The sequence below is a fragment of the Bordetella genomosp. 11 genome (assembly GCF_002261215.1).
Lineage (GTDB): Bacteria > Pseudomonadota > Gammaproteobacteria > Burkholderiales > Burkholderiaceae_B > Bordetella_C.
Genome location: NZ_NEVS01000004.1, coordinates 3,058,659 through 3,084,330, shown reverse-complemented (window position 1 = coordinate 3,084,330; position 25,672 = coordinate 3,058,659). Strand labels below are relative to the sequence as shown.

The window sequence follows — 25,672 nt, the reverse complement described above, 5'->3', positions numbered from 1 at the left end:
GGGCGGCGGATGCCTCCTCCCGGCATTGTTGTCCAGCATCGGACGCCTCGGCGGCACAGGGCGCCCGGGCATGGACGTGGACCCATGCCTCAGGCCGCGCGGCCTGGGCTCACGTGGTCAGGTCGGCTTCCTTCACAAAACCCTGCCAGCGCGCGATCTGGTCTTTCATGAAGGTGTTGACCTGCTCCACCGACATGTTCGGCATCAGCGGTGTGCCTTGCTCTTCGAATTTCTTGACGAGCGCGGGCATGGCGTAGCCCGCCGCCATGGCATCATGCAGGCGCTTCACGATATCGGCCGATACACCGGCGGGTGCCCACAGTCCGTTCCAGGTCGTTGTGTCGAACTCCTGGCCCAGTAGCTCGGTGGCGGTGGGGATATCCGGCGCGACCGCCAGTCTGTCCTTTGCGATCGTCGCCAGCCCACGCAGGCGTCCGGACCGGATATGCGGTCCGACCACTGTCCAGGCATCCACGGCGAACGTAAGCCTGCCCGCCATGATCTCCGTCATAACGCCCTGCGAGCCCTGTTTGAACGGGACGTGCAGGACGTCGGGCGCGCCCATCCGGTTGGCCAGCAGCTTGCACGTGATGTGGCTGTGCGCGCCGATCCCATTCGATCCATAGCTGTATTTTTGCGGGTTCGCCTTGACGCGCGTCGCCAGATCCTTGAAGTCCTTGATGTCGCTGTCACCGCTTACCACCAGTACGGTGGGCACGGCGATGCTCACGGCGATAGGCGTGAAGTCGCGGGTAGGGCTGTAGGAAAGATCGGGGTACACGAAGGGCGCGATCGCCCAGGTCGTTGCGGTGCTATACAGCAGGTTATAGCCATCGGCGGGGGAACGAGCCACCACGCCGGCACCGATCGTGCCGCCGGCGCCGGCGCGGTTCTCGACGAAGACCGATTCCGCGGAAAGCTGTTTGCCGATCACTTCGGCGTACGTGCGCGCCGCGATATCCGTGCTGCTGCCCGCGCCGAAAGGTACGACCAGCTTGATGGGGCGTGCCGGATAGGACTCAGCCGCGCTCGCCCGCTGGGCCGCGAGAAGGCCGCCGGCGGCCAGCGGCGTGGCTGCCATGGAGCCAAGGAATTTTCGACGCGAGTAATGCATGGTACAGATGCTCCGCTGTGTGATGATGCGTTCTGAGAGGCTTGCGTGCCCGAACGTATGCGCTGTCGGCATCGGCGATTCCCCTTGATCCGGGCACAGGCAGCAGACTAAAAGCAGGCCCCGCGAGGGTCAAATAGGTGTTTGTCGCAGGGGCATACATTTCTGATATATGCCGCCTGCCGCGGCCATGCGGTGGTGGCGCGGGCCGACCGCGGCGCGTGGCGCTACATCATCTCTGGGCGCCGAATGGCCGAACCGTCGCTGAAGCGATCGAGCCGGTAGGGATGCGGGTCGACGAATGGCGCCGTATCGGTGGCAAGCTCGCTGGCCAGGCGGCCCGCGCCCGGGCCTATGCCGAAGCCGTGTCCGCTGAATCCGGACGCGATTACCAGTCCGGGCAACTGGGCTACCTTCGAGATGATGGGCACCAGGTCCGGCGCGGTATCGATCATGGCTCCCCAGGCCGCCGCCACCTTGACGCCGCGCAAGGCGGGAAACTCCCTGGCGATATTGCTCAGTGCCGTGTTCACGATGTCGCGGTCGGGCGCCGGGTCCAGGACGCGGATCGCTTCGAAGGGGGAGGGGCCGTCATTGCGCCATGTGCCGGCGGCTTCCGGGCCGTTCCAGAAGCTGCTGTTGATTCGGTACTTCAATTTCTTGGCCAGTTTCGCCCGGTACATCTGGTAGAACTTGGTGGCGTGCCTGAGCCCCAGCGGCGTGATGTTCAGCGTGCCGTGCCCGGGCAGCGCCACGGTATAGCCGCCGTCCACGCGCCGCCTGAGCGCGAAGCCGGGGCCGCTGACATTGCCCGCGGTAAGGATATCGGGCGCCGCGTGAGTGCGGAAAGCCGTGCCGCCGATGTTGGCGACAGGCAGATCGATCTTGTGGTGACGGCAGAAGCGGGAATTCCAGGCTCCCCCGGCCGCCACGACGCGGGACGCCTTGATCAGCCCGCGCTCGGTCCAAACGCCCTGCACGCGGCCGCCGGCGATGTCCAGCCCGCGAACCGCGCATTGCTGATGCACCAGTGCACCCGCCGCCTTGGCGCCCTCGACGATCGCGGGCGCCGCCATGCTGGGTTCGGCGCGGCCGTCGGTCGGCGACCATATGGCGCCTTTCCATTCCGAAACGGTGCCCGGCATGCGGGCGCGCGCCTGCGCCGCGGTCAGCAGCTCATTGTGGAAACCCTGCTCGCGCGCGGCCTTGCTCCAGTTTTCCCATTTGTCCAGCTCGGCCTGTTCGCGCGCGCAGTACAGGATGCCGGTGCGCCTGAAACCCAGGTCGCGGCCGGTTTCCTCGGCCAGCTCGCCCCATCGTTTCAGGCTGTACATCGCAAGCGCCAGTTCATGCGGATCGCGATTCTGTTGCCGCACCCAGCCCCAGTTGCGGCTGGATTGCTCGCCGGCAACGACGCCTTTTTCGATCAAGGCCACCGAGACACCCTTGCGGGCGAGTTCATAGGCGGTGCACGACCCGATGATGCCGGCACCGATGACGACAACGTCGACCTGCTCGGGAAACAAGGGACTGTCTTTGACGCTATCGACCTGTATCGGCATGGCATGTAGCCCGTTCTAAGTGGTTTGGGTGCGGCAGCGGGGCGGCTGCGTCAACGCGCGGGCATGTCTGCGCCGATGTTCAGCAGTACGGTCTTGTGCCGCAGGTTCTGTTCGACTGCCTGCCGGCCAAGATCCTTGCCGATGCCGGAGCTTTTATAGCCCCCCGTGGGCAGGATGAAGTCCAAGGTGCGGGAGTAGCGGTTGATCCACACCGTGCCCGCCTGTATGGCGCGCATCGCCCGCATGGCGCGTCCCAGGTCGCGCGTGTAGACGCCGGCGGCCAAACCGTATTCCGGATGGTCGGCCAACGCCAGGCCTTCTTCCTCGGTGTCGAAGGCCTGTATCGTCAATACGGGACCGAAGATCTCCTCCCGCACGGCGGCGGTGGCGGCGTCGACGTTGGTCAGCAGGGTAGGCTGATAGTAGGCGCCGCCATACCCGTCGATGCGCTGCCCGCCGATGATGCACTCGGCGCCCTGGGCGAGGCTGTCCCGCAGGATCCGGTCGATGCGGCGTGCCTGCGTCTCCGAGATGATAGGCGCGTAGTTGGTGGATGCCTTCCAGGTGTGGCCGGCGGCAGCGCCCGCGAGTTTCTGCCGCAGCAGGCGCACCAGCGGCTCTTCGGCCGATCGTTCGACGATCAGGCGCGATCCCGCCACGCACGCTTGCCCCGCATTGGCCAACATGGAACCGGCGATGCAGTCGGCTGCGCGCTCCAGGTCCGCGTCGGCGAAAACCAGTTGCGGGCTCTTGCCGCCCAATTCCAGGGTGACCGGCTTGACGCCGCTTTCGGCGGCGGCCTTCATCACGGCCACGCCGGTCCGGGTCGAGCCTGTAAAAGACACCTTGGCGATGCCGGGATGCCGGCTGATGGCCTCGCCGGTGACGGGGCCGCTGCCGTGCACCACATTGAAAATGCCGGCCGGTATGCCGGCTTCGACGGCAAGCTGCGCCAGCCGTACGGTGGAAAAGGGCGTCAGCTCGGAAGGCTTGAGCACGATCGCGTTGCCGGCCGCCAGCGCCGGTCCGGCCTTCCAGCTCGCCATGCTGAGCGGAAAGTTCCATGGCGTGATGGCGCCAACCACGCCGTAAGGCTCGGACAGGATCATGCCCAGGTCATTCGACCGCGTTGCCGCGACGTCGCCGCCCAGTTTGTCGGCCCACTCCGAGAAGAAACGGATGCCTTCGGCCACGCTGGCGACATCGCCGCCGACGGCCTGCGATATCGGGCGCGTCGATCCCAGGGCTTCCAGCTTGCCCAGCTCTTCCTGGTGCTTTTCAATCAGATCCGCCCACCGGCGCATGGCCCGTGCGCGTTCGCGCGGCGCTTGCCTGCCCCAGCCGCTGCTGTCCAGGGCATGCCTGGCGCTGGCGACGGCGCGATCCACCGTATCCGCGGTACCCTGCGGCAGGTCGGCGTACGGGATCAGGTCGGAGGGGCGGGCAACCGTCAGATGCTCCCCAGCGTCGTCGACCACCTTGCCGCCAATGTAATGCCCGCGCTCGAACGGCACAGAGTCGGGATCGAAACCGTCAGCCTGTGTCATCGCGCTCACTCCACGATCACATAGATTTTGCGCAGCGTTTCGATGGTCTTCCACGTGCCGATGAATCCGGGCTTCATCACGAAGCTGTCGCCGGCGCGATAGGTAACCGTGTCGCCCCCCTGTTCCGTGAGCTCGACAGCGCCCTCCAGAAGCAGGCAGAACTCATACTTGGAGCCCTTGATGGATTTGGTGGTGCCAGGCGTCGCTTGCCATACGCCGGTGTGGACCTTGCCATCCTTGGCTTCGTCCTGATTCCAGGTGGTGAAGCTGGGGGATCCTTCCAGCAGGATTTCCGCCGCCGCCGTGGATAGGGTGCCTTCGCCAAGGTCCGTCGTACGTATTGTTTTGAGCAGCGACATTTTTTCTCCGGTGGGGTGTGCAAGGCGTCACGGTGCGCGGATGGCGCAAGAGTGCGCGCCTCAAAAGCGTTCACTAAATTGCAGTATAGGTCCTCACTATGTTGAACACAACGAATAGGGATGCGTGGCCCGCTGGCGTTTACCCTGGATCGCTTATGAAGCGGATTTCCCCTGTTGAGCCGCGTTGCGCCCGCTTCATACGCATGCGAATCGCCGTGGCGGATTGAGCGTGCGGTCCGTACCGATGTACTAATATAATGAACGCGCTCCTGGCCACCGGTTCCACCGATCTGGCTTACGGGGCAGTATCGGCAATCGGAAAAACATGGCGCGCCAAACCAACGCTCGTGCTTCATTGGCAAAGGATATGTCCAGGGCGGAAGATGAAAACGCCAAGCGGCTCGGCGACCGGCTGCGGGCGTTGCGCAGCGACCGCGGTTTCTCCACGCTGGAGCTCGCCTCCCGGTCCGGCGTGTCTGCAGGAATGATCAGCCAGATCGAGCGCGGCAATTCGAACCCGTCCATCAAGACGCTGCAACGGCTGCGCAGCGCCCTGGGCATCAGTGTCTGGCAATTTTTCGACGAACCCAAGGCCGATGCGTCCGCCACGCCGCCTTTCGTGCTTCGCCGCGGCCAGCGGCCGATGATGGAGCTGAAGGAATCCGGCCTCGTCAAGGAGCTGCTGTCGCCGCAACCGGCGGGCGATCTGCGTGTCATGTTCATCGATATGTCGCCGGGCAGCGCGACAGAGGACGTTTTCGTCGGCGGGGGGCAAAAGGCCGGATACGTAATCGCCGGCAGCGTCCAGTTATCGGTAGGCGATGTGACCGCCACGCTCGACGTGGGCGACAGCTTTCAATTCAATAGCAATGTCGAGCATTCGTTGGCGAACCCTTCCGATGTCGAGGCCAAGGTGCTCTGGATCATGAGCGGCGTCGATACGCATCTGTAGCGCGGGAAATTCCGGAAGCGGTCGCGGTCCGGCACGTGCGCGAGCCGCTTCCAGCGCGCCCTGGCGAGGGCCTATGCAGCCCCAAGCGGCCGATAAGGATGGTGTTCCATCCAGTGGCGGGCGATATCCACGCGCCGGCACAGCCACACATCGGGATGCGCGGCGATATGCGCGAGGAAGCGGGACAGGGCCGTGGCGCGGAAAGGGTGCCCGGCGACGCGGCAATGCAGGCCGATGGACATCATCTTCGGCTCCGTCGCGCCTTCCTCCCATAGCGCATCGAATTGCTCGCGCAGCACTTCGAAGAAGTCGGAGCCGGTATTCAACCCACCGCGCAGGAACTTGGCATCGTTCATGACCTGCGTATACGGCACCACCAGGTGCGGCCGATCGTTGGCCGTTACCCAATAGGGCAGGTCGTCGTTATAGGCATCGCTGTCGTACAGGAAGCCCCCATGGGCAGCCACGATTTCCCGCGTATGCACCGTGGGCGCGTAGCGGCAATACCAGCCGGCCGGAGGCGCCCCGGCAAGGGCGGCGATTCGGTCGTAGGCGGTATGGATGGCGCGGGTCTCGGCTTCGGCGCTCAGCGTCTGGTGACGTTCCCAGCGCAAGCCGTGGCCGCACACATCGTAGTCGCCGGCCGCCACGCCGTCGCGAATGACGGCGGCGATGGCGGGGTTGCGCTCCAGCGCCAGCGAACAGGCAAAGAATGTGGCGGGCGCGCGGTAGCGCTGCAGGATTTTCCACAGCCGCCAGAAACCCGCACGGCTGCCGTACTCGAACATCGACTCGGCGCCGAGGTCGCGGCCAGGGAAGGCGCGTCCGCCGGTCTCGATGAGCCCGACCTCGCTGTCGGCATCGCCGTCGGGCACCGAGGGTTCGGAGCCTTCCTCGACATTGATCACGATATTGACGGCTACCCGCGCTTGCGCGGGCCATTTCGGGATGGGCGTCGATTTTCCGTATCCGGTCAGATCGCGCACCGGACGATTGCTATTAGCCATGAGCGTGCGGCTCCGCAGGGTTGATGGAAAAGGGCAGGGTGATGGTCTCGGTATCGCTACCGTCCGGAATGCGGCGGACCATCGAGACGAGCGCGGCATCCATGCCGTCACCCATCATGCCGGTATGCCACACACCTGGATGCCAGGCGAACCCCCATCCCGCCGGGATATGGAGGACGGCCAGTTGTCCCGGCTCGGTGGGCGGCTCGCGGCCGGACGCGGTGACGGCGACGAGCCGGTATGCGCTCAGCGGGACGAAGGCCTGCACGGAATGCGGGTGCCGCTCCATGCCGCGGATCGAGCCGGTCGCCTGGCTGGAGCGGGCGCGTATCACCGTGGCCGTGAAGACGCCGTGCCCGGCGGCGCCCGGGTGCTCCAAAGGTATCGGTATGCGGTCGTCGCCCGGCGTGACCGGAAAGATCACGCCGTAGGGGTCCAAGCGGGCGTCCCCATCAGGCCGAACGACGATGTGCTGCAATGGCATGAGGTTCTTTCTCCTTGTCGATGCGCTCGCCCCTGGCCAGTTCGGTTCGCGAGAAGGCCCAGGTCAACAGCGCGCCCAGTATCACGAAGCCCGCGAAGATGGCGCCCGTGGCGGCGAAGCCTCCGGTGACGTCGCGGCTCCAGCCCAGCAGCGGCGGCGCGATGACGCCGCTCAGGTTGGCCAGGGAGTTGATCAGCGCTACCGCGGCAGCGGCGGCCGTACCCGTCAGCAACGAGGTGGGCAGTGTCCACAGCATGGTGTTGGCCGCGTAGACACCGGCCGCGGAGACGATCAGCCCGATCAATGCCGCGGTGTGATTGCCCAGCACGAAGGTGGTGAAGATGAAGCCCGCGCCGGCCAGCGCCAGGGCGGCGCCCAGGTGGCGTATCTTTTCGCCCTTCATGTCGGAATGGCGCGCCCACAGATACATGGCGCACACCCCCGCCAGAAAAGGCAGCACGCTCAGGAACCCAACCGCCGTGTTGGAGTAGCCAAAGCTCTTGATGATCTGCGGCAGGAAAAAGGCAATACCGGTTACGCCGAATACGATGCAGAACAGAATGCCGGCGAGCAGAAGTACGCCGGGCGAGGTAAACGCCTCGGACAGTTTGTATTTCCGTACGGCCTCCAGGTTGCGGCGCTCTTCGGCCAGGATCGTCTCCAGGCGCTCGCGTTCGGACGGCGTCAGCCAGGCTGCCTTGGAAGGCCGGTCGGTCAAAAGCCAAAGGCAGGCAACGCCCAGCACCACGGCGGGCAGCGCCTCGATGATGAACATCCATTTCCAGCCCGCCAGGCCGCCGACGCCGTTCAAGCCGTCCAGGATGTAGCCGGATATGGGGCTGCCGATCAAGCCCGATACGGGAATCGACATCATGAAAATGCTGGTAAAGCGCGCCCGATAGGACTTCGGAAACCAATAACTGATGTACATGACGATGCCGGGGAAGAAGCCGGCTTCCGCCACGCCCAGCAGGAAACGCAGCACATAAAAGCTCTTCTCGCCCTGCACGAAGGCCATGCATGCGGACACGATGCCCCAGGTGATCATGATGCGCGCGATCCAGCGGCGCGGGCCGACCTTGTCCAGGATCAGGTTGCTGGGCACCTCGAACAGGAAGTAGCTGATGAAGAACATGCTGGCGCCGAAGCCATAGACCGCATTGGACAGCCCCAGGTCGGCATTCATCTGCAGGGCCGCGAAAGAGATATTGACCCGGTCCAGGTAGGCCACTACATACAGGATCATGATCAGCGGAATGAGCCGTCGCGCCGCCTTCGCGATCAGCGCCTTGTCGTGGGGCGGGATGGCGTTGCCGCCCGGGGAGTTGTTGCCGTTGTGAACCATGATTGAACCCCTTGGATTATGTGCCGCGCCGATCTGTCTCGACGCCGGGTGGATGCTATGCTCGACCCCTACCCGCAACAAGCCAGATTTCTCGGAATCCGGAATTTTTCTTCTCAAATTTGGAAAGCCGCATGGCCGCCATGGATGACGCCCCGATAGATAAGACACTGATCATCATGGAGGCCGTGGCCGCCTCCCGGCGCCCGCTTTCGGTCACGGAAATTGCGGAGCTGACCGGGCTGGCGATGCCCACCGTGCATCGCCTGGTCGTCCAACTGATCGACCGCAACGTGTTGGCGCGTCATCTTTCGTCCAAGCGCGTCATGCCCGGGGCGCGGCTGACGCGCCTTGGCATCGACGCCGTGCAGACATCGCTGAACGCGGATCAGCCGCACGCCCTCTTGAAGTCCTTGACGATTTCGCTGGGGGAGTTCGCGCAGATCAGCATGGTGGTGGACGGCGAGCTGGTCTGCGTGGATGCCGCGGCGGTCCGCCGGCCGGGCGGCCTGCATCTGGAGCAGGGCAACCGGGGGCCGCTGCATTGCACGTCCATTGGCAAGCTGCATTTGGCGCATATGCCGGAAGAGGCGTTGGCCCAGTGGTTCCGGTCGTCGACCCGCCGCAAGTTCACCAACAAGACGTTGACCGGCGAAGCGCGCCTGCGCGCCCATTTCAACGAGATCCGCGCCCAGGGTTGGGCGTCCTGCAACGAAGAATGGAATGCGGGCGTCGTCGGCGTGGGGGTGCGCATTCCGCTGCGCAGCAATGCGTTTATCGGTTTGTGCGTATCGGCGCCGACGGCCCGTATGAACTACGAGCAAATGGTCGGTAACGTGCCGACCTTGCGCAAATTCGCCGCGGACATCGCCTTGGCGTTCGAGGCATCGAGCGGGGGCTGAGCGGGCGCGGTGCTATCCGATCCCGCCGCATCGGCTACGGCCGCACGACGGCGCCGGTGCGTGAGCCCGTGCTGGCGCCATCGCGCCAGGCCGGCACACCATTGACGAACACGCAGGATATGCCCTTGGCCTGCCGCGTCGGCGATGACCAGGTGGCGGTGTCGGCGATGGTTTCGGCATCGAAGATCACGATGTCGGCATAGTGCCCCGTTTTCAGCAGGCCACGCTCGGGCAGGCGAAAGTAGCCGGCCGTCATCCCGGTCATTTTGTGCACGGCCTCTTCCAGCGTAAACAGTTGCATCTCGCGGCAGTAGTAGCCCAGCACGCGCGGGAATGTTCCCCACAGGCGAGGATGCGGCGCGGGATCGTGCGGAAGGCCGTCCGACCCGATCATCGTGCCGGGATAGGCAAGAATGCGTTCGACGTCCGCCTCGTCCATGATGAAGTAGATCGCCCCGGCCGGCTGCAGGGCGTCCACCGCGGCTTCCTGCGTTACGCCCATGTCTTCCGCGATCTTGTCCAGGTCCCAGCCCGCGTATTGGGGCAGCGCTTCGGACTTGGTGACGATGATGCGGCTGGAGACGGCCAATCGGTCCTTGCGCAGGATGGTCGAGCCGGCGACGTAGGGGTAGGCATCCAGCCGGACCGGCTGGCGTGTCGCGGCTTCGGCGATGTGGGCCAGCGTCTGCACGGAACGGCCGTGGTTCCTGGGGCCGATCAGCTTGTGGTGAGAGACCAGCACGGGCGCCTGGCCCGCGGCACCCACCGCGAAGGCCTCGTCCAGCGCGGCGAAGATCTGGTCGGCTTCGTCGCGGATGTGGCTGGCGTAGATGCCGCCGTAATCCCGCAGCACTTTCGCCACGCCCATCAGTTCTTCCGTGGTGGCCGGCATGGCGGTGGGATAGGCCGTGCCCGTGGACAAACCGATCGCGCCGGCCTCCATCGCTTCGCGCAGCAGCTCCTGCATGTGGGCGATCTCGGCCTCGTTGGCCGGACGGTCCAGGTCGTCCATGGCGGCGGCGCGCAGCGACGTGTGGCCGACCAGGCATGCGGCGTTGACCGCGGCGGGATGGTTGTCCAGCTTTTCCAGGTAGGCGCGGAAGGTGGCGTAGGGGAAGTCGGCCGTGTCCGTGCTTAGCAAATTGATGGGCGCGAGGACTTCCTTGCGCTTGCCCGGCAACCAGGGCGCCTGGCTCAGGCCGCAATTGCCGGTGATGACCGTGGTCACGCCCTGGCTGAGCTTGGCCGGCATTCCGGGGTCCACGATCAGGTAGCGGTCGTCATGCGTGTGGGAGTCGATGAATCCCGGGGCGACGATTTTTCCGGCGGCATCGACAACCTGGTCCGCCGAGACGGCGGCGAGGTTGCCGATGGCCGCGATGCGCTGGCCCGTAATGGCCACGTCGGCGGAATAGCGCGGCGCGCCGGAACCATCGATGATCGTGCCGCCGCGAATCAGGATGTCGTAATGAGGCTGTGCTGCACGGGTCATGGATTTATCCACAAAAAACGCCGCCGGGACTGGAATGCCGACGATTGAAAGGTTTCGGCGACTCGATCAATCGACGCTGACTTTCGCGTTCTTGATCACCTTGGCCCACGTCGGGCGCTCTTCATGGGCGATATCGAACAGCGCCTGACGCGGCTTGATGATCGGTACGTAGGCCAGGGTCTTCAGCTTTTGCTGCACTTCCGGTTCGGCCAGGGCCTTATTGATGGCTGCGTTCAGCCAGTCCAGGATCTTGGGATCGACACCGGCGGGCGCCACGTAGCCTGTCCACGCTACGGCACGGTAGCCTTTCAGGCCCAGTTCGTCCAGCGTGGGCAGGTTGGGCAGCAGGGGATCTCGCGTCGCGCCGGTCACGGCCAGCGGAATGACCTTGCCTTGGTCCATGAACGTCGCGATCGACGAGATGTTATCGAACACCAGGTCGGCTTCACCGCGCAGCACGGCCAGGTCGGCCTCGACCCCGCCCTTGTAGGGCACGTGCATCATCTGCACGCCCGCCATCGTGGCGAACATCGCGGCGCTCAGGTGGCCCGTGGTGCCGTTGCCGCCGGAGGAGTAGACCAGCTTGCCCGGCTCTTTCTTGCCCAGCGCGATCAGCTCGCTGACGCTCTTCACGCCCAGGCCGGGACGCACGGCCAGCACGTTCTGCACGGAGCCGGTCAGGGCGACGGGCGCGAGCTGCTTGTCGGCATCGTAGGGCAGCTTGGCATACAGCGACTGGTTGATGGCCAGCGTCGCCACGTTGGCGAAGCCCAGGGTATAGCCGTCGGCCGGCTGGTTGGCCACGTATTGGGTGCCGATGATGCCCGAGGCGCCCACCTTGTTCTGCACCACGAAATTGCCGCCCGTGTCCTTGCTGAGGACCGACGCGAGCAGGCGGGTCACGATGTCCGGCGTGGTGCCCGTGTTGAACGGTACGACGATGGTGACCGGGCGCTCCGGGTAGGCGGCGTGCGCGGCGACGGGAAGGGCGGCGGTGATGCAGCCGGCGGTGAAGACGCGCGCGATGCGACGCAGGTACGAGGACGGCATGGTGAATTCTTTCCTTGGACTGTTATAGAAGTTTTGGGTGGCGCGCCCCCAACGAATGGCACGCCGGTGAAACACAATGTGCTGCGAAAAAAAACGGCTTAGATCGGGAGACCGGGGTTCAAATGCCCTCCTGCGCGATGCGCGTCAACAGCGGCAGATCGATGTTGCCGCCCGACAGGACGATGAGCGTGTCCTTGCCTTGGGTGGAAATGTGGCCGGCGAGCAAGGCAGCCAACGCCACGGCGCCGCCCGGCTCGACTACAAGGCGCAGCTCTTCCAGCGCGAACCGGATGGCGGCGGCGACTTGCGCGTCGGTCACCGCCACGGCGGCATCCAGGCGGCGGCCGTTGATGGCGTAGGGAAGTTCGGCCGGAATGGCGGCCATCAGCGCGTCGCACAGCGTCTTCGCGCCCGGCGCGTTGGCCTCGCGTTTGCCGCTGGCCAGCGAGCGCACGGTGTCGTCGTAGCCGGCGGGCTCGGCGGCCACCAGGCGGGCTTGCGGCGCCAAGGCCTGCAGGGCCAGCGCGCAGCCGGCGGCCATGCCGCCGCCGCCGCAAGGCGTGGCGAACAGGCCGAGGTTTTCCAATGCGTCCGGCGGCAGATCGCGCAGCGCTTCCAGCGCCAGCGTCCCTTGCGCGGCCAGCACGTCCGGATGATCGCCCGGCGGCACCAGCGTCGCGCCGGTTTCTTCCAGCAGGCGCATGCCTATGGTTTCGCGACTCTCGCGCTCGCGGTCGTACTGCACGACCTGAGCACCGTGGCGGCGAGCCTTCTCTACCTTGTTAGCCGGCGCATCCTCCGGCATGACGATGGTGGCTGGAATGCCGAGCGTGCGCGCGGCCCACGCGACGGCCTGGCCATGGTTGCCGGTCGAATAGGCGACGACGCCGCGGGCGCGCTGCGCCGGGTCCAGGTTGAGCAGGGCGTTGAAGGCGCCGCGGGCCTTGAAGGACCCCGTCACTTGCAGGCTCTCCAGCTTCAGCCAGACCGGCGCGCCCGCCAGCTCGTCCAGCTTGGGCGAGCGCAGCAGCGGGGTACGGCGGACGTAGGGTCCGATGCGGTCAGCAGCGGCCAGCACGTCCTCGTAGCCGGGCACGCGCAGGGTGCCGAGCATTTCGTGTTCGATGGTGGCGGGAAGGGCGGTCAGATTCATGTTCGGTGAAGCGCTTGATGATGGGTACGCGGCTTGGGCCTTTGTCTTCATGCGCGACGGCGCACGTGGGGATGTCGTCCTGCCCTCAGTCCTTGGTCGGTTTCCACACGGGCGGCGCGCTGCTGCCGACCTGCTCCACGATGCGACCGTAGGCCTCGGGCCGGCGATGCTTCTCGAAGTTGAAGACCGTGGAGCGTCCCAGCTCGCACATATCCAGATTGCAGTCCGCGACGATCAGTTCGTCATCCCACGTGGTCGCCATGGCGATGATCTCGCCTTGCGGGTTGACGATGATGGAGTGGCCGAAGAGTTCGAAGCCGTCTTCCTTGCCGGCCTTGGCCACCGCCACGCCGAAGCAGGCGTTCTGGTAGCAGCCGGACTGTATGGCGAGCTGCGAGTGCAGCACGCGCAGGTGGTGCGCCTCGAAGCCGCGATTGTCCTGATTCACGGCCGGTGTGTTGTAGCCCAGGAGGACCAGTTCGACCTGCTGCAGGCCCAGCACGCGCCACGCTTCCGGCCAGCGGCGGTCGTTGCAGATCAGCATGCCCAAATTCACTTCCAGGCCAGCCTTGCCGACCGGGGCGCGCACGACGGGGAAGCCCAGGTTGCCCACCTCGAAATAACGCTTCTCCAGATGCTGCACCTTGCGGTGCGTGGCGAATTCGGCATGGCCGGGCAGATGGACCTTGCGGTACTTGAGGATGACCTCGCCATTGGGCGCGATGATGACGGCGGTGTTGAAGCGGCGTTTGCGCACCACGCCCTGCTCGTCCGCTTCGTGCGCGATTTCCGCGTAGCCCAGGTAGATCGTCAGCCCATAGCGGCGGATCGCATCGAACAGCGGCTGGGTCGCCGCGGAGGGCAGGGTTTGTTCGTACCAGTGGTCGGCCTCGTTCAGATCCTCCGTGTACCAACGCGGGAAGAACGTGGTCAGCGCCAGTTCGGGGAACACGACGACTTCGGCGCCACGCTGATGGGCGCGGTCAAGCAGGCGCAACATGCGGCCTACGGCGACGTCGCGGCCTTCCGACTTCTGGATGGGACCCAACTGGGCAGCGGCGACGGTGACAGTGCGGGACATGAAGGGGTTCCTGATGAGCGTTTCTTGCGTTATCGCCATGAAGAATGGCGCCTCGCCCAACCCCTGTAAATGTAAGGGTTAGCCCTGGTGCAATGCAGCAATTCCGTGGTTGATGATCTATAAATCATTGATAAATAATCGGATTTTTTCGAAGATTGCAGGGTCCCGGGAAAACCCGGGTGTGCTTTTTGTTATAGGACCTGAGCAAATCCGCATGCGGGTGTGATGGCCGGCCCACACCCGTGGCTTCGATCTGGCGCGCCGGCCGGCCGGGTGCCGCGGGCGGGCGCAAGCATCGCCCGCCTGGCCAGGGCACTCCCCGCGGGCTCTACAATCTCGGACCGTTATCCGCTTCCATTTCCCTATGGCTGGACAAGCTCGCCAGGGTGCCGCGCTGAGCCTGCGGCAGATCGAGGTCTTTCACGCGGTGATGCTGACCGGCTCGCTAAGCGAGGCGGGACGCATGCTGTTCGTCACCCAGCCGGCCATCAGCCGCATCCTGGCGTCGGCGGAGAATCGCTTGCGGTATCCCTTGTTCGTGCGGGTGAAGGGGCGCCTGCAGCCGACGCCGGAGGCACGGCGCCTGTTCGCCGAGTGCGAGCGCATCTTCGATCATGTCGGGCGATTCAATGCCCTGGCCACGGGCTTGGGGGCGGGTGCGACGGGAACGCTGAGCCTGGTAAGCAGCCCCAGCTTCAGCGAGTGGCTGATTCCCCGCACCATCCAGCGGTTTCGGGAGAAGTATCCCGGCACGACGATACGTTATCGGCCGCTGGCGTTCGACATGCTGTTGCCGCATATCCTGCTGGGCCATGCGGACTTCGGCATTGCATCCATGTCGCCGCCCGCCAATACCAACGTCACCGCCGAAGAAATAGGCGAAGGGTGGCTGGGTTGTGCGATCCCGCACGGGCATCCGCTGGCGTCCCGCACGCGCATCCGCGCGGAGGATCTGCGCGGGCATTTATTGATCGGGTACGAAGCCGAGACACCTTTCGGCCGCCTGGCCGCGCGTTTCATGAACTCGGGCGAGAGCCCCTTGCAACCCGACATCGAAATCCGCGCCACGCCCGAGGCCCTGGCGCTGGTCCGGCAGGGCGTGGGCGTCGCGTTGATCGAGTCCTTTGGATATCACCCCGACTTCCAGCGCGACTTCGTCCTGCGCCCAACGGATCCCGTCCTGCCTCACAAGATTCAGCTACTTCATGCGGCAAACAGCCCGCTGTCCACGACCGCCCGCCGCTTTGCCACGGCCTTGCGGCAGGTCATCAAGGAAGTGCCGGCGGCGGCGCACTGAATCCGGCCGCCCAGGTCCAGGGGATTGCCCCTTTCAACCGATTCAGATACGAGCGAGCGTATCGGCAAGCAGGGCGATGCCGGGTTCTATGCGTTCCATACCGATCGCCGTGAATCCCAGGCGGAAATGGCGATCGGATGGTTCGGCGTCGAAAAAATTGGGGAAGCCCGGTTCGATGAGGACGCTGCGGCGCGAGGCCGCCCAGGCGAGTTTCTGGGTACTGGTCGACGGCGGCGCGTCCAGCCAGATGGCGCCGGCCCCGTTGGCCTGCGCATAATTGCAATCCGGCAGATGACGCTCGATCGCCTGGCATAACTTTTCGTGCTTGCGCGCGTGTTCGACCCGGTAGCGGCGCAGGTGAGCGTCGTAGTCGCCCTGGGCAAGGAAACGCGCGAGCACCCGCTGGTTGTTCAGGGGAGCATGGCGGCAGATCAGCCGGCGCAGCGCGCGCAATTCGCGGATGAGTTCTTCGTCAGCGACCAGGTAGCCCAAGCGCAATCCCGGCGCCAGGCATTTGGAAAAACTGCTGAGATAGATCACGCGGCCTTGACCGTCGGCGGCCTTCAGGGCCGGTGGCGGATGGCTGGAGAGGTCGAGGTCGGCCTCGTAGTCGTCCTCGATAAGAATCTGGTCGTAGCGGAGGACCTGCCGCCACAGCGCCTGGCGCCGCGATGGGCTCATGGTGACCCCGGTCGGCACCTGGTGGCTTGGGGTGACGTAAATGTAGCCGCATTGAGCCAGGCGTTCGTCGAGCACGATGCCTTCATTGTCGACGGCGTGCAGCGATACGTCCGCGTTCTGCAGCTCGAACACATTCCAGGCGTCGCGGAAGCCCGGATTTTCGATACCCACGCGCACGCCAGGCCCCATCAGCAGCGCGGCCAGCAGATAGAGGGCGTTCTGCGATCCCAACGTGACCAGGATCTCGTCGGCCGAAGCATGGATGCCGCGCTTGGGCAGCACGCGCGTACGCAACTGCGCGATCAGCTCCGGGTCGTCCTGGTCCACCGCGTCGTTGAGCCAGGCGGCGCTGTGCCCGGGTTCCAGGATGGCGCGGCTGGCGCGGCGCCACGCCGCGATGGGAAAACGGTGCGTATCGGCCTGTCCATAGGCGAACGGGTAGTCATAGTCGCGCCAGTTGCTGGGGCGAAGCACGCCCTGGCGCATCTGGGACGACAGGCGCAGCCGGCTGCTCCAGGACGGTGCATGGGTCGGCACGAGGCCGGGAATGGATGCGCCATGGCGGATCACGGCAGGCTCCGCTGACCTGCCGCCGTCGCGATAGTCGTCATGCAGGTAGTAGCCGCTGCGCGGACGGCTTTGCAGGAAACCCTTTTCGACCAGGCTCTCGTACACGACCGCGACGGTATTGCGCGATACCCCGATCTGCCGGCCCAGGTCGCGGCACGAGGGCAGGGGTTCGTCCGCGGGAAAGGTGCCTTTGAGGATGGCGTCCAGCAGCGCTTCGCGGAGCTGCTCCTGCAGGCCGCGCGTGTGCTGCAGATCGAGATGGAAGTAATGATCGATCATCGAAGCCTCCGAAGTGGTGCCTCGTCAGCCAGCAGGCCAGGCTGCACTCCACGGATGAAATGAAGCAACGACCATGCCAGTTTTGGTCGCGGTGTATCTGGCCCATGGCTTGCACGCAACTGTCCTATGGGACACCCGGTAGCTGCCCATAAGATGGTTACGCTGGTCCACGGCCGTTCGGCAACGGCGAGCCCGGAGGCCGGACACGAAGTCCAATGACGAAAAAGGGGAATTCCATGCATAGCACTTCTGAAGCGGCCCTGGCCGCAGTCGGGGGCGGCGTTCGCCGGCGTGCCTTGGCCCGCGCGGCTTGCGCCCTTGCCGCCTGCCTGTTTGCGGTGTCCCTGAATGCACGCGCGGATCTGGCGGACATCGAGAAGCGGGGCACCATGAAGGTCGCGACGGAAGACGATTACGCGCCCTTCAACTTCATCGTCGACGGCAAGGCGGCGGGCTTTCATGCCGACCTGCTCGAAGACCTGCGCAAATACGCGACCAAATTCAAGGTGCAGCAGGACATTCTGCCGTGGACGGGCCTGCTGGCCGCCGTTTCGGCGGGGCAGTACGACCTGGCTTTCACCGGCGCGCTGGTCACGGACGACCGCTTGAAAACGTTCGATTTCACGCCGCCATTCGCCTCGGCCCAGCACTACTACGTGAAACGCGCGGGCGACAACCGGCTCGGCGACGTCGCCAGCCTGAGCGGCAAGACCGTGGGGGTACAGGCGGGGAGCGCCTTGCTGGCGCGCTTGCCGGAGCTGGAGAAGATGCTCGCGAAGACCAACGGCAAGCTGGGCGAGGTCGTGCAATACCAATCCTATCCCGAGGCCTATGCCGATCTGGCCAATGGGCGGCTGGACTACGTCATCAATGCCGTCATCTCCGTGAACGACCTGGTGAAGTCGCGTCCCAAGGTGTTCGTGAAGGGCGTCGCGGTGTCGGGGAACGGGTTCGCCGCGTGGCCGATTCCCAAAGGTAATCCTGAGCTGCTGAAATTCATGACCGGGTTCATGGACCAGATCCGCCAGAGCGGCCGCCTTGCCGAGCTGCAGAAGAAGTGGTTCGGTGAAAGCTTTCCCGATCTGCCCACCGTGCCGATTACCAGCGTGGACCAGTTCCACAAGCTCGCGGGCATGGAATAGGCAGGAGCGAGCGTGGACGCGCAAGCCTGGCGCATGCTGTTCGAAGGAGCCTGGGTGACGGCATGGATCTCCGCCGTCTCCATCTCCATCGGGGTGATCCTGGGATTGGGGCTGGCCTTGTTGCGGCTGGCGCGCATCCCCGTGCTGGATCAGTTGCTCGCCACCTGGATCAGCCTGGCCCGCGCCACGCCGATGGTGACGCTGGCACTGTTCGTGTTCATCGGTCTGGCGGCGGTCAATCTGGGCGTGAGCCGTGAAACCGCGGCCATCCTGACGTTGACCATCAATACGTCGGCCTTCAATGCCGAGATCTGGCGATCGGCCTTCGCGGGTTTCTCGCGGGAACAGAAAGAGGCGGCCCTGGCCTGCGGCATGACGCCCTCGCTGATGTTCCGGCGCATCATGTTGCCGCAGATGGTGGTAAGCAGTATGCCCGGGCTGGTCAACGAGATGTCTTCGCTGGTCAAGAGCACGCCCGCGATCGCCATCATCGGGTTGGTGGACCTGACCCGTGTCACCAACCGCATCGCGGCGGTGACCTACGAGCCTTTGCCGCCGATCCTGGCTGCCGCCGTCATTTATATGGTTTTGATTGCGTTGTTGGTGCGCCTGCAGGCGCTGGCCGAGCGCCGCGCACGCCGTTTGGCGATGTAGAGGAAAGGGCGGCGGAATGAACGACGGGCAGACTCATTGGCGGATCATCTGGGAGGCGCGCGGCGCTTTCGCCGCCGGCTTCGCCAATACCGTGATGCTGGCGGCCACGGCATGCGCGATCGCCTTTATTCTGGGTTGCGCGATGCTTTATCTGTTGGAAGGCCGCGATAACCCGTGGCGGCGCGTGCTGCGTTCCGGGATCGACGGGCTGCGCATGATGCCCTTTCTGATCTTCGTGTACTTGCTGTACTACGGACTGCCGACCCTGGGCGTGCGCCTGCGTGCCTGGGACGCGGGGCTGGTCGGTCTGGCGATCTACCACGGAGCGTACTTTGCCGAGATCCTGCGGGGCGCTCGCCTGGTGATGCCGCCGGGATCGCTGGAGGCGGCCTATGCGCATGGATACCGTCGCGGCAAGGCCTTCCTGCGCATCGTACTGCCGCAGCTTACGTTGAGCACGCGCGGTATCCTGGGCAACCAGTTGATCCTGTGCCTGAAGGACACTTCCTTCTTGAGCATTATTACGGTGCCCGAGCTGACAGCCGCGGCGAATGCCGTGCAGGCGCGGTACTTTATTCCGTTGGAAGCTTTCATTGTCGCTGTTGCCCTTTACTGGTTGCTGGCGATCGGCATAGAGGCCCTGGTCAGGGCGGTACGGCGGCTGGGCGCGCGGCGAGGATTCGAAAATGGGTGAAATTCCGGCGGTTTCCATTCGCAATCTCTCCAAGAGCTTCGATGGCTATGAAGTCTTGCGCGATATCGACCTGACCGTGCAGAAGGGCGAGGTCGTCAGCATCCTGGGCGCGTCGGGCTCGGGAAAATCCACGCTGCTCCGCTGCGTGAACTGGCTGGAGCAGCCGGATCGCGGAGAGATTCATATCGCCGGCGTGCGCATGGGCGTGGACGCCGGCACCGGGCGGCCGCTGCGGCCACGCGAACTGGCGGCGCTGCGCGCGCGCACCGGCATGGTCTTCCAGAGTTTCAACCTGTGGCCGCACCTGACGGTGCTGCAGAACGTCACGGAAGTGCCGGTGCACGTGCAGCGCCTGCCCAAGGCGCAGGTGCGCCAGCGTGCCATGGCCTTGTTGGAAAAGGTGGGCATGGCCGAAAAGGCCGGTCAATATCCGCACACGTTGTCCGGTGGCCAGAAACAGCGCGTGGCCATCGCGCGCGTCCTGGCCATCGAGCCGGAAGTACTGCTGTTCGACGAGCCCACCTCGGCGCTGGACCCGGAACGCGTCGGCGAGGTGCTGGCGGTCATGCGCGACCTGTCGACCGAGGGCTACACCATGATGGTGGTTACCCACGAGATGGACTTCGCCCGCGCGGTTTCCGACCAGGTGGTCTTTCTCGACCAAGGAAAACTGATCGAAAAGTCCGACCCCGATACGTTTTTCACACGCCCGTCGACCGACCGCGTGCGCCGTTTCCTGGAGCGGGACACGGCGGGTACCGCGTGACGGCGATGGACGTTATGGCTATGGCGGAGGACGGGATCCGTTTCTGGATCTTCGAGCTTGCGTGGCTTCCAACATCCGTCCAGACTGCGCGCCATCGTCAAGCCGCGACACTGGCGGGACTACCGGTATCCTTTCGAGTATGGCCAGGTGGCGCAGGACGACACCTTGCCGGTGGAGCATATCGCCCAGCGCATCCTGCCGCGGCGGGGCTTCCCGGCGTGCAGTTGCTGGCCGAGGCCTGAAAGGATACGACCGGAATATGAGTACCACGGAGTTGCTGGCAGCCGCCAGCGCGATTGTTTTCGCCGCGGGAGTCGTGCGGGGCCTGACGGGCTTCGGCTTCGCCGCCCTGTCCGTCGTCGGGCTGGCCTTCCTGTTGCCCGTGCGCGAGGCTGTTCCCGCTGTGTTGTGCCTGGAGGTGTGCGCCAGCCTTGCGCTGCTGCCCAAGTGCTGGCGGCGCGTGGACTGGCAGCTCTCGCGTCCCCTTCTGATGGCGGCGTTGTGCGGCGTGCCGGCCGGGTTGTTCGGCCTGACGCGTTTCGACAGCCATGCGATGACGATCGCGGTCTATGTGCTGATCGGCGTGCTGGCGGTACTTGGCCTGGCGCGCGTGCGCCTGCCCGTCGGCGGCGGGGTGTCCGGTGCCTGGGTGGTCGGCGGCGCCACGGGCGCGCTGCTCGCCGCTTTCTCCGTGGGGGGGCCGCTGGTGGCGGCCTGGATGGCCCATGCGGGGACACGTCCCGACCGCATGCGCGCCACGCTGGTGGTTGTCTTCGGCGCTATCGACCTCGTCAGCGTCGCGGCACTGGCGGCCACGGGCAACCTTGGCGCCGAAACGCCGCTACGGGTGCTGTTGCTGCTGCCCTGTACCTACGCTGGATTGTGGTTGGGCGAAATCCTGTTTGCCCGCGTTGCCGCAGAACGGGTGGTGATATTCGTCCAATGGTTGCTGCTGGCGCTGGCCTCGATCGGGCTGTACAGCGTCCTGGTGGCGTAAGGAAGCATTCGATGCAAACGAAGGGAAAGCAAGATACCGTCTTCATCACCGGCGCGACGTCCGGATTCGGCGCCGCCATGGCCCGCTGCTTTGCCGGCCGCGGCTGGAACGTGATCGCCACCGGCCGGCGCGCGGACCGGCTGCGGGCGCTGGGCGATGAACTCGGCCCGAATGTACACGCGGTGGAAATGGACGTGCGCGACCGCGAAAGCGTGCGCGGCGCCATCGAGTCGCTGCCGGCGGAAATGGGGCGCGTGCGCGCGCTGGTCAATAACGCCGGCCTGGCGTTGGGAACCTCACCGGCCCAGGAGTGTTCGTTGGATGACTGGGACGTCATGGTCGACACCAACATCAAGGGAGTGCTCTATGCCACGCGGCTGCTGCTGCCGCGGCTGATCGAATACGGCGCTGGCGCGGGCATCGTGAATCTGGGCTCGGTCGCCGGAAACTGGCCTTATCCTGGCAGCCATGTCTACGGGGCGGGCAAGGCCTTCGTCAGGCAGTTCTCGCTGAACCTGCGGTGCGACCTGCTGGGTACTGGCGTGCGGGTCACCAACATCGAGCCGGGCCTCAGCGAAAGCGAGTTTTCGCTGGTACGCTTTGCCGGAGACCAGTCCAAATACGACGCGGTCTACCGCGATGCTCATCCGCTGCAGCCGGACGATATCGCGGAGACGGTGTTCTGGGTGCTGAACCGCCCGGCGCACATCAATATCAATAAGCTGGAAATCATGCCTGTCACGCAGGCATGGAGCAATTTCGCGATCAGGCGGGACTAGGCGGGATCGTCGATATTTTCGTAATGACTCGCTTCGCTCCTGCCCCGCACATGTGGCGGATAGTGCAAGGACCCGTTGGCCAGGCTGTTCAACTTGAAGAAGGCGGCGGCCCGATCTTCGGACTGGTTGATGTGCGTATCGGAAATCACGATGAAACGGAATAGCCGCGCGCCTTGGGGAATCAGCGAATTGTTCATATCGATATCGGTTCCGCGTGTCAGAGGATTTCGTCCTTGAGGTAATACCAGCGGTACAGCAGAGCCTGTCCCAGGCGACGAAACGGCGCCAGTGCGTGCACAGGCAGGGGGCTGTCGTAGATGGGCAGCGCGAAGGCGGCGTCCGTGCGTCCGGCGATGCGCTCGGCCATGCGGCGACCGGCATGCGCGGAGAAGCTGACGCCGTTGCCGCCGTAGCCCAGTGCGTAGTACACGTTCTGGCCCGGGTCGGGCTGGGTGATGCGCGGCATCATGTCGTGGCTGACATCGACCCAGCCCCACCAGGAATAGTCGATGTCGATGCCGCGCAGTGCCGGGAACTTGCGGCCCAGGCCGTTGATCAGCAATTGTTCGTGGCGTTCGTGCTGGGCGTCGGCGCCGGTGACGGCGCTTCGGCTGCCGATCTGCACGCGGCGATCCGGCAGCAGCCGGTAGTAGAAACGCAACGTGCGGGTGTCCGTGATGGCCTCGTGCGTCAGGAAGTGGGTGCGCGCCAGTTCATCGTCGGTGAGCGGGCGCGTCACCAGGCTGTTGGACAGGACAGGGTAGTAGCGTCCCGCCAGGCTCGGGTGCAGGCTGGCGGCGGTATAGGCCCCGGTCGCCACGGCGACGGCGCGGGCGCGGACCACGCCGCCCGGCGTGCGCAGCAGATGCCGGCCTCCCTCCGTTCGCCATGCCGTGACCCCGCTGGCAGGGTGCAGCGTCGCGCCGTATTCGCGTGCCATGCGCATGTAGCCGTAGGCGAGCTTCAAGGGGTGCACGCTGATGCCGTCCGGCTCATGGAGCGCGCCGTGGGCTTCTTCGTCGCGCACATAGCGGCCGTGCACGTCCTCGCGGCTTAGCATGTGGGTGTCGTAGCCGAACTGCTCGCGCATGACCTTGCATTCGTTGCGCAGGAACGCCATCTTCTTCGCCCTATGGGCGATGTACAGGTGGCCTCCCGGTTGCGCATCGCAGTCTATCCGGGCGACCAGATCGCTGAACGTAGCGAAGCCTGTCCGGATCTCGGTATCCAGGCGCCGGGCCACGTCCTTGCCCCAGCGTTCGATCCATTGCGAACGGTATAGGCGTCCGCTGGCGTTCTGGCCCTGGCCTCCGTTGCGGCTGGTGCAACCCCAGGCCAGGCGGTTGGCTTCGAGCACGGCGGCTTTGATGCCGTGTTCCCTGGCCAGGAACAGCGCGGTCGCGAGTCCGGTGAAGCCCGAGCCGATCACCGCGACATCGACGTCGCGGTCGCCATCGATCGGGCCGTCGTCGTCCGGCGGGGAGCCGGCCGTACCGACCCAGTAGGTCGGCGCGTAGTCCTGATTATTGCCAGGACCGGGGGACACCAAAGGGTCGTAAGTGGGGTTGTAGGGTTGGCCGGTAGCCGGGCGCGCTGGCATATCCATGTCGAATCCTGCAGAGGCGGCTATTCAGGCGGGCACGGGTGCGGTGCGGGTTTTTCGAAACACGTTCTTGACCAGGATCTTGCCGTCCCGGAACGTGAACAGGTCGACGCCGTCGACTTCGATACGGGAGCCGTCGGCGGCCGTGCCGGTGAATGTCCACTCGGACACGCCGCGGTCTCCGCTGACCCAGTGGCGACCGTTCTCCCACTGCGCGTCCGGGACGTTCTGCCAGGCCGAAGCGAATGCGCGTGCCACGCTGTCGTGGCCTTGATGGCGTGCGCCGCATGCCAGCGGGCCCGCCGCGGTCTCGAAGACACAATCCTTATGCATGAAAGACATCAATGCCGGCAGGTCGTGCCGGTTCCAGGCCGCGCTGAAGGCTTCCAGCATTGCGGTGTCGACGGCGGTGGTCATGGTGCTTGGCTCCTCTCGTTCCGATGACGGTAGGCAGAAGCGTTGCATGTATGGCGGGCCGGCCATAGAGCCAGTTTGCAGCGGCGTTAGGGCCAGATGCGCGCATGCACGTGGGCGGTGCGGCATGCACCGGCTTATGCACTACGGCGCGTCATCGGGCTTGTCGGGTTATCGTCACGGCGTTCCGCCCAGGCCACAGCGAGCTGCTTTCGACCGGTGCGCGACAGGGCGGGGCCGTCGACCCGCGCGGTGTGTTCTACAATGCCGGCCAAGGGTGATCGTGCCGCCGTGGCATGACAGGATTCGCGCTGGTCGGGCCGCCACGCGGCTACGTTGCGGCCGTTATGAACGTCACCTTCGCTATTACCGGTATTTCCACTTTCGCCGATCCATCCATTCCGGGAGGCGCGTAATGTTCCTTGAACGACGCCTCTCCGACACATTCAAAGAATTCATCGCATCGGGCAAGGCCGGCGGCATTGTGCTGATCGTGTGCACGATGACGTCGCTTGTCATCGCGAACTCGGCGATGGGAGCCACATACCTGGAGATGTGGCATTTCCGGCTGGCGGGCCTGAGCATCGAGCATTGGATCAACGATGCGCTGATGGCGGTCTTTTTTCTGCTTATCGGGCTGGAGCTGGAGCGCGAGCTTTATAACGGCGAGTTGTCGGACCTGAAGAACGCCTTGTTGCCCATGCTGGCCGCCGTCGGTGGCATCGCCGTTCCGGCGTTGATCCATCTTGCATTCAACGGCGGCACTCCCATGCAGGCCGGCGCGGGCATTCCCATGGCCACGGACATTGCCTTTGCGCTCGGCGTGCTGGCGCTGCTCGGCGACCGCGTGCCCGCGTCGCTGAAGATCTTCCTGACCGCGCTCGCGGTGATCGACGACCTCTGCGCCATCATCGTGATAGGGGTCTTCTATACGGCCAATCTGTCGGTGCCCTACCTGCTCGGCGCCCTTGCCGTATTCGCCGGCCTGCTTGCCATGAACCGCCTGATGCGGGTAATGGCATTGCTGCCGTATCTGCTCGGCGGCGCGCTGATGTGGTTCCTGATGCTGAAGTCAGGCGTGCATGCGACCATCGCCGGGGTCCTGCTGGCCTTCGCCATCCCTTACTCGGCCAGGCAGGACGACGCGAAATCCCCTTCGCATCGCCTCGAGCATGCATTGCACAAGCCGGTCACCTTCCTGATCCTGCCGATCTTCGCGCTGGCGAACACGGGTATCGTGATCGGCGCCGGGTGGGCGTCCGAACTGCTGAGTTCGAACAGCTTGGGGATCATCCTGGGCCTCGTCGTGGGCAAGCCCGTCGGCATCCTTCTATTCAGCTTCGCGGCGGTGGCTTTCGGCCTGTGCCGCCTGCCGGCCGATATCGCATGGCGTCACGTGGCGGGCGCCGGCGTGCTCGGCGGCATCGGCTTCACGATGTCGATCTTCATCGCCAATCTCGCATTCCCTGGAAGTGCCGAGGTCGTCAATGCATCGAAGATGGCGATTTTGCTGGCTTCGCTGGTTGCCGGCGTGTTGGGGTTTGCGTGCTTGAAGGCGGTGGTCAATACCGGTAAGCCGACATCGACATCGACATCGACATCGTGATGCGGCCATCCGCCCAGATGGGATGTGGTGTCGGTGGCCGTGCGGTTCAGGGGCGCATTGTCCGGACGGAACCGGCCCGCTACCACCCATTGCCATCCCTCTAAAACCCCCGCCAGCGCAGGGTGTTTTAGCGGCCAGATCGTAAATG

Annotated in this window: 25 protein-coding genes; 10 read left to right on the top strand and 15 right to left on the bottom strand. The window is 65.0% G+C overall.

What is annotated here, in order from left to right; genetic code table 11:
• Nucleotides 1-109: 109 nt before the first annotated feature.
• The 4 genes from CAL28_RS21565 to CAL28_RS21550 all read right to left on the bottom strand — a co-directional run bounded on the left by CAL28_RS21565 (nucleotide 110) and on the right by CAL28_RS21550 (nucleotide 4,579).
• Nucleotides 110-1,081: a Bug family tripartite tricarboxylate transporter substrate binding protein gene (locus tag CAL28_RS21565; protein ID WP_094843236.1), complete on the bottom strand. Its 972-nt coding sequence runs from the start codon at nucleotides 1,079-1,081 to the stop codon at nucleotides 110-112.
• Between the two features lie 257 nt (nucleotides 1,082-1,338).
• The gene (locus tag CAL28_RS21560) at nucleotides 1,339-2,673 is read right to left on the bottom strand and encodes an NAD(P)/FAD-dependent oxidoreductase (RefSeq protein WP_094843235.1); all 1,335 of its coding nucleotides are present in this window, start codon (nucleotides 2,671-2,673) and stop codon (nucleotides 1,339-1,341) included.
• 50 nt (nucleotides 2,674-2,723) lie between these two features.
• Nucleotides 2,724-4,220, bottom strand: coding sequence for an aldehyde dehydrogenase family protein (locus CAL28_RS21555; protein WP_094843234.1), 1,497 nt, complete (start codon nucleotides 4,218-4,220; stop codon nucleotides 2,724-2,726).
• 5 nt (nucleotides 4,221-4,225) lie between these two features.
• Nucleotides 4,226-4,579 (bottom strand): cupin domain-containing protein, encoded by a 354-nt coding sequence (locus CAL28_RS21550; protein ID WP_094843233.1) that lies wholly within the window; start codon nucleotides 4,577-4,579, stop codon nucleotides 4,226-4,228.
• A gap of 367 nt (nucleotides 4,580-4,946) precedes the next feature.
• Here CAL28_RS21550 and CAL28_RS21545 point away from each other — a divergent pair, with 367 nt between their 5' ends.
• Complete coding sequence (locus CAL28_RS21545; protein ID WP_176464066.1) at nucleotides 4,947-5,531, top strand: cupin domain-containing protein; 585 nt, start codon at nucleotides 4,947-4,949, stop codon at nucleotides 5,529-5,531.
• A gap of 71 nt (nucleotides 5,532-5,602) precedes the next feature.
• Here the strand turns inward: CAL28_RS21545 and CAL28_RS21540 are convergent, their stop codons facing one another.
• Genes CAL28_RS21540 through CAL28_RS21530 form a run of 3 tightly spaced genes read right to left on the bottom strand, consistent with a single transcriptional unit; the run spans nucleotide 5,603 to nucleotide 8,367 of the window.
• Nucleotides 5,603-6,538, bottom strand: a complete 936-nt coding sequence (locus CAL28_RS21540) for a polysaccharide deacetylase family protein (RefSeq protein WP_094843231.1) — start codon at nucleotides 6,536-6,538, stop codon at nucleotides 5,603-5,605.
• On the bottom strand, nucleotides 6,531-7,022 hold the full coding sequence (locus CAL28_RS21535; protein WP_094843230.1) for an ureidoglycolate lyase: 492 nt from the start codon (nucleotides 7,020-7,022) through the stop codon (nucleotides 6,531-6,533). The genes CAL28_RS21540 and CAL28_RS21535 overlap by 8 nt, the downstream gene beginning before the upstream one ends.
• Nucleotides 6,991-8,367: an MFS transporter gene (locus CAL28_RS21530; protein WP_094843229.1), complete on the bottom strand. Its 1,377-nt coding sequence runs from the start codon at nucleotides 8,365-8,367 to the stop codon at nucleotides 6,991-6,993. Before CAL28_RS21530 ends, CAL28_RS21535 begins: the two co-directional genes overlap by 32 nt.
• Nucleotides 8,368-8,498: 131 nt before the next feature.
• On the opposite strand from CAL28_RS21530, the gene CAL28_RS21525 reads away from it, so the two are divergent.
• Nucleotides 8,499-9,266: an IclR family transcriptional regulator gene (locus tag CAL28_RS21525; RefSeq protein ID WP_094843228.1), complete on the top strand. Its 768-nt coding sequence runs from the start codon at nucleotides 8,499-8,501 to the stop codon at nucleotides 9,264-9,266.
• 34 nt (nucleotides 9,267-9,300) lie between these two features.
• Here the strand turns inward: CAL28_RS21525 and CAL28_RS21520 are convergent, their stop codons facing one another.
• The 4 genes from CAL28_RS21520 to CAL28_RS21505 all read right to left on the bottom strand — a co-directional run bounded on the left by CAL28_RS21520 (nucleotide 9,301) and on the right by CAL28_RS21505 (nucleotide 14,042).
• Nucleotides 9,301-10,758 carry an N-acyl-D-amino-acid deacylase family protein gene (locus tag CAL28_RS21520; RefSeq protein ID WP_094843227.1) on the bottom strand — a complete coding sequence of 486 codons (1,458 nt, stop codon included), beginning with the start codon at nucleotides 10,756-10,758 and terminating at the stop codon, nucleotides 9,301-9,303.
• 66 nt (nucleotides 10,759-10,824) lie between these two features.
• Entirely contained in the window at nucleotides 10,825-11,808 is a 984-nt protein-coding gene (locus tag CAL28_RS21515; protein ID WP_094843226.1) for a Bug family tripartite tricarboxylate transporter substrate binding protein, read from the bottom strand.
• A gap of 118 nt (nucleotides 11,809-11,926) precedes the next feature.
• Nucleotides 11,927-12,961 carry a threonine ammonia-lyase gene (locus CAL28_RS21510; RefSeq protein WP_254926194.1) on the bottom strand — a complete coding sequence of 345 codons (1,035 nt, stop codon included), beginning with the start codon at nucleotides 12,959-12,961 and terminating at the stop codon, nucleotides 11,927-11,929.
• 85 nt (nucleotides 12,962-13,046) lie between these two features.
• Complete coding sequence (locus CAL28_RS21505; protein WP_094843225.1) at nucleotides 13,047-14,042, bottom strand: N-carbamoyl-D-amino-acid hydrolase; 996 nt, start codon at nucleotides 14,040-14,042, stop codon at nucleotides 13,047-13,049.
• A gap of 364 nt (nucleotides 14,043-14,406) precedes the next feature.
• Between CAL28_RS21505 and CAL28_RS21500 the strand changes: the two genes are divergently transcribed.
• Nucleotides 14,407-15,339 (top strand): LysR family transcriptional regulator, encoded by a 933-nt coding sequence (locus CAL28_RS21500; protein ID WP_094843224.1) that lies wholly within the window; start codon nucleotides 14,407-14,409, stop codon nucleotides 15,337-15,339.
• A gap of 42 nt (nucleotides 15,340-15,381) precedes the next feature.
• Here CAL28_RS21500 and pdxR read toward each other — a convergent pair whose 3' ends face one another.
• Nucleotides 15,382-16,869, bottom strand: coding sequence for a MocR-like pyridoxine biosynthesis transcription factor PdxR (pdxR, locus tag CAL28_RS21495; protein ID WP_094843223.1), 1,488 nt, complete (start codon nucleotides 16,867-16,869; stop codon nucleotides 15,382-15,384).
• Nucleotides 16,870-17,105: 236 nt separating this feature from the next.
• Between pdxR and CAL28_RS21490 the strand changes: the two genes are divergently transcribed.
• From CAL28_RS21490 to CAL28_RS21465, 6 genes are all read left to right on the top strand, one after another.
• Nucleotides 17,106-18,011, top strand: coding sequence for a transporter substrate-binding domain-containing protein (locus CAL28_RS21490; protein ID WP_094844779.1), 906 nt, complete (start codon nucleotides 17,106-17,108; stop codon nucleotides 18,009-18,011).
• Nucleotides 18,012-18,023: 12 nt separating this feature from the next.
• Nucleotides 18,024-18,665 (top strand): amino acid ABC transporter permease, encoded by a 642-nt coding sequence (locus CAL28_RS21485; RefSeq protein WP_094843222.1) that lies wholly within the window; start codon nucleotides 18,024-18,026, stop codon nucleotides 18,663-18,665.
• A 16-nt stretch (nucleotides 18,666-18,681) separates the two neighbouring features.
• On the top strand, nucleotides 18,682-19,359 hold the full coding sequence (locus CAL28_RS21480; protein ID WP_094843221.1) for an amino acid ABC transporter permease: 678 nt from the start codon (nucleotides 18,682-18,684) through the stop codon (nucleotides 19,357-19,359).
• Nucleotides 19,352-20,125 carry an amino acid ABC transporter ATP-binding protein gene (locus tag CAL28_RS21475; RefSeq protein ID WP_094843220.1) on the top strand — a complete coding sequence of 258 codons (774 nt, stop codon included), beginning with the start codon at nucleotides 19,352-19,354 and terminating at the stop codon, nucleotides 20,123-20,125. The genes CAL28_RS21480 and CAL28_RS21475 overlap by 8 nt, the downstream gene beginning before the upstream one ends.
• Nucleotides 20,126-20,384: 259 nt before the next feature.
• On the top strand, nucleotides 20,385-21,122 hold the full coding sequence (locus tag CAL28_RS21470; protein WP_094843219.1) for a sulfite exporter TauE/SafE family protein: 738 nt from the start codon (nucleotides 20,385-20,387) through the stop codon (nucleotides 21,120-21,122).
• Between the two features lie 11 nt (nucleotides 21,123-21,133).
• The gene (locus CAL28_RS21465; RefSeq protein WP_094843218.1) at nucleotides 21,134-21,901 is read left to right on the top strand and encodes an SDR family oxidoreductase; all 768 of its coding nucleotides are present in this window, start codon (nucleotides 21,134-21,136) and stop codon (nucleotides 21,899-21,901) included.
• On the opposite strand, the gene CAL28_RS21460 is transcribed toward CAL28_RS21465, so the two are convergent.
• From CAL28_RS21460 to CAL28_RS21450, 3 genes are read right to left on the bottom strand one after another with little or no spacing between them, the layout of a single operon-like run.
• Nucleotides 21,898-22,098: a hypothetical protein gene (locus CAL28_RS21460; RefSeq protein ID WP_094843217.1), complete on the bottom strand. Its 201-nt coding sequence runs from the start codon at nucleotides 22,096-22,098 to the stop codon at nucleotides 21,898-21,900. The two genes, CAL28_RS21465 and CAL28_RS21460, sit on opposite strands and share 4 nt — an antisense overlap.
• A gap of 20 nt (nucleotides 22,099-22,118) precedes the next feature.
• A complete protein-coding gene (locus tag CAL28_RS21455; RefSeq protein WP_440588409.1) occupies nucleotides 22,119-23,507 on the bottom strand; it encodes an NAD(P)/FAD-dependent oxidoreductase in 1,389 nt (462 codons plus the stop codon).
• Nucleotides 23,508-23,531: 24 nt separating this feature from the next.
• Nucleotides 23,532-23,921 carry a nuclear transport factor 2 family protein gene (locus CAL28_RS21450; RefSeq protein WP_094843216.1) on the bottom strand — a complete coding sequence of 130 codons (390 nt, stop codon included), beginning with the start codon at nucleotides 23,919-23,921 and terminating at the stop codon, nucleotides 23,532-23,534.
• A 124-nt stretch (nucleotides 23,922-24,045) separates the two neighbouring features.
• On the opposite strand from CAL28_RS21450, the gene nhaA reads away from it, so the two are divergent.
• Nucleotides 24,046-25,524, top strand: a complete 1,479-nt coding sequence (gene nhaA, locus CAL28_RS21445) for a Na+/H+ antiporter NhaA (protein WP_369597682.1) — start codon at nucleotides 24,046-24,048, stop codon at nucleotides 25,522-25,524.
• The last annotated feature ends 148 nt before the right edge of the window (nucleotides 25,525-25,672 follow it).

Coding starts and splice junctions, on each gene's coding strand:
- CAL28_RS21565 (WP_094843236.1), bottom strand. CDS start 1,081: ATGGCAGCCACGCCGCTGGCCGCCGGCGGCCTTCTCGCGGCCCAGCGG.
- CAL28_RS21560 (WP_094843235.1), bottom strand. CDS start 2,673: ATGCCGATACAGGTCGATAGCGTCAAAGACAGTCCCTTGTTTCCCGAG.
- CAL28_RS21555 (WP_094843234.1), bottom strand. CDS start 4,220: ATGACACAGGCTGACGGTTTCGATCCCGACTCTGTGCCGTTCGAGCGC.
- CAL28_RS21550 (WP_094843233.1), bottom strand. CDS start 4,579: ATGTCGCTGCTCAAAACAATACGTACGACGGACCTTGGCGAAGGCACC.
- CAL28_RS21545 (WP_176464066.1), top strand. CDS start 4,947: ATGTCCAGGGCGGAAGATGAAAACGCCAAGCGGCTCGGCGACCGGCTG.
- CAL28_RS21540 (WP_094843231.1), bottom strand. CDS start 6,538: ATGGCTAATAGCAATCGTCCGGTGCGCGATCTGACCGGATACGGAAAA.
- CAL28_RS21535 (WP_094843230.1), bottom strand. CDS start 7,022: ATGCCATTGCAGCACATCGTCGTTCGGCCTGATGGGGACGCCCGCTTG.
- CAL28_RS21530 (WP_094843229.1), bottom strand. CDS start 8,367: ATGGTTCACAACGGCAACAACTCCCCGGGCGGCAACGCCATCCCGCCC.
- CAL28_RS21525 (WP_094843228.1), top strand. CDS start 8,499: ATGGCCGCCATGGATGACGCCCCGATAGATAAGACACTGATCATCATG.
- CAL28_RS21520 (WP_094843227.1), bottom strand. CDS start 10,758: ATGACCCGTGCAGCACAGCCTCATTACGACATCCTGATTCGCGGCGGC.
- CAL28_RS21515 (WP_094843226.1), bottom strand. CDS start 11,808: ATGCCGTCCTCGTACCTGCGTCGCATCGCGCGCGTCTTCACCGCCGGC.
- CAL28_RS21510 (WP_254926194.1), bottom strand. CDS start 12,961: ATGAATCTGACCGCCCTTCCCGCCACCATCGAACACGAAATGCTCGGC.
- CAL28_RS21505 (WP_094843225.1), bottom strand. CDS start 14,042: ATGTCCCGCACTGTCACCGTCGCCGCTGCCCAGTTGGGTCCCATCCAG.
- CAL28_RS21500 (WP_094843224.1), top strand. CDS start 14,407: ATGGCTGGACAAGCTCGCCAGGGTGCCGCGCTGAGCCTGCGGCAGATC.
- pdxR (WP_094843223.1), bottom strand. CDS start 16,869: ATGATCGATCATTACTTCCATCTCGATCTGCAGCACACGCGCGGCCTG.
- CAL28_RS21490 (WP_094844779.1), top strand. CDS start 17,106: ATGCATAGCACTTCTGAAGCGGCCCTGGCCGCAGTCGGGGGCGGCGTT.
- CAL28_RS21480 (WP_094843221.1), top strand. CDS start 18,682: ATGAACGACGGGCAGACTCATTGGCGGATCATCTGGGAGGCGCGCGGC.
- CAL28_RS21475 (WP_094843220.1), top strand. CDS start 19,352: ATGGGTGAAATTCCGGCGGTTTCCATTCGCAATCTCTCCAAGAGCTTC.
- CAL28_RS21470 (WP_094843219.1), top strand. CDS start 20,385: ATGAGTACCACGGAGTTGCTGGCAGCCGCCAGCGCGATTGTTTTCGCC.
- CAL28_RS21465 (WP_094843218.1), top strand. CDS start 21,134: ATGCAAACGAAGGGAAAGCAAGATACCGTCTTCATCACCGGCGCGACG.
- CAL28_RS21460 (WP_094843217.1), bottom strand. CDS start 22,098: ATGAACAATTCGCTGATTCCCCAAGGCGCGCGGCTATTCCGTTTCATC.
- CAL28_RS21455 (WP_440588409.1), bottom strand. CDS start 23,507: ATGGATATGCCAGCGCGCCCGGCTACCGGCCAACCCTACAACCCCACT.
- CAL28_RS21450 (WP_094843216.1), bottom strand. CDS start 23,921: ATGACCACCGCCGTCGACACCGCAATGCTGGAAGCCTTCAGCGCGGCC.
- nhaA (WP_369597682.1), top strand. CDS start 24,046: ATGCACCGGCTTATGCACTACGGCGCGTCATCGGGCTTGTCGGGTTAT.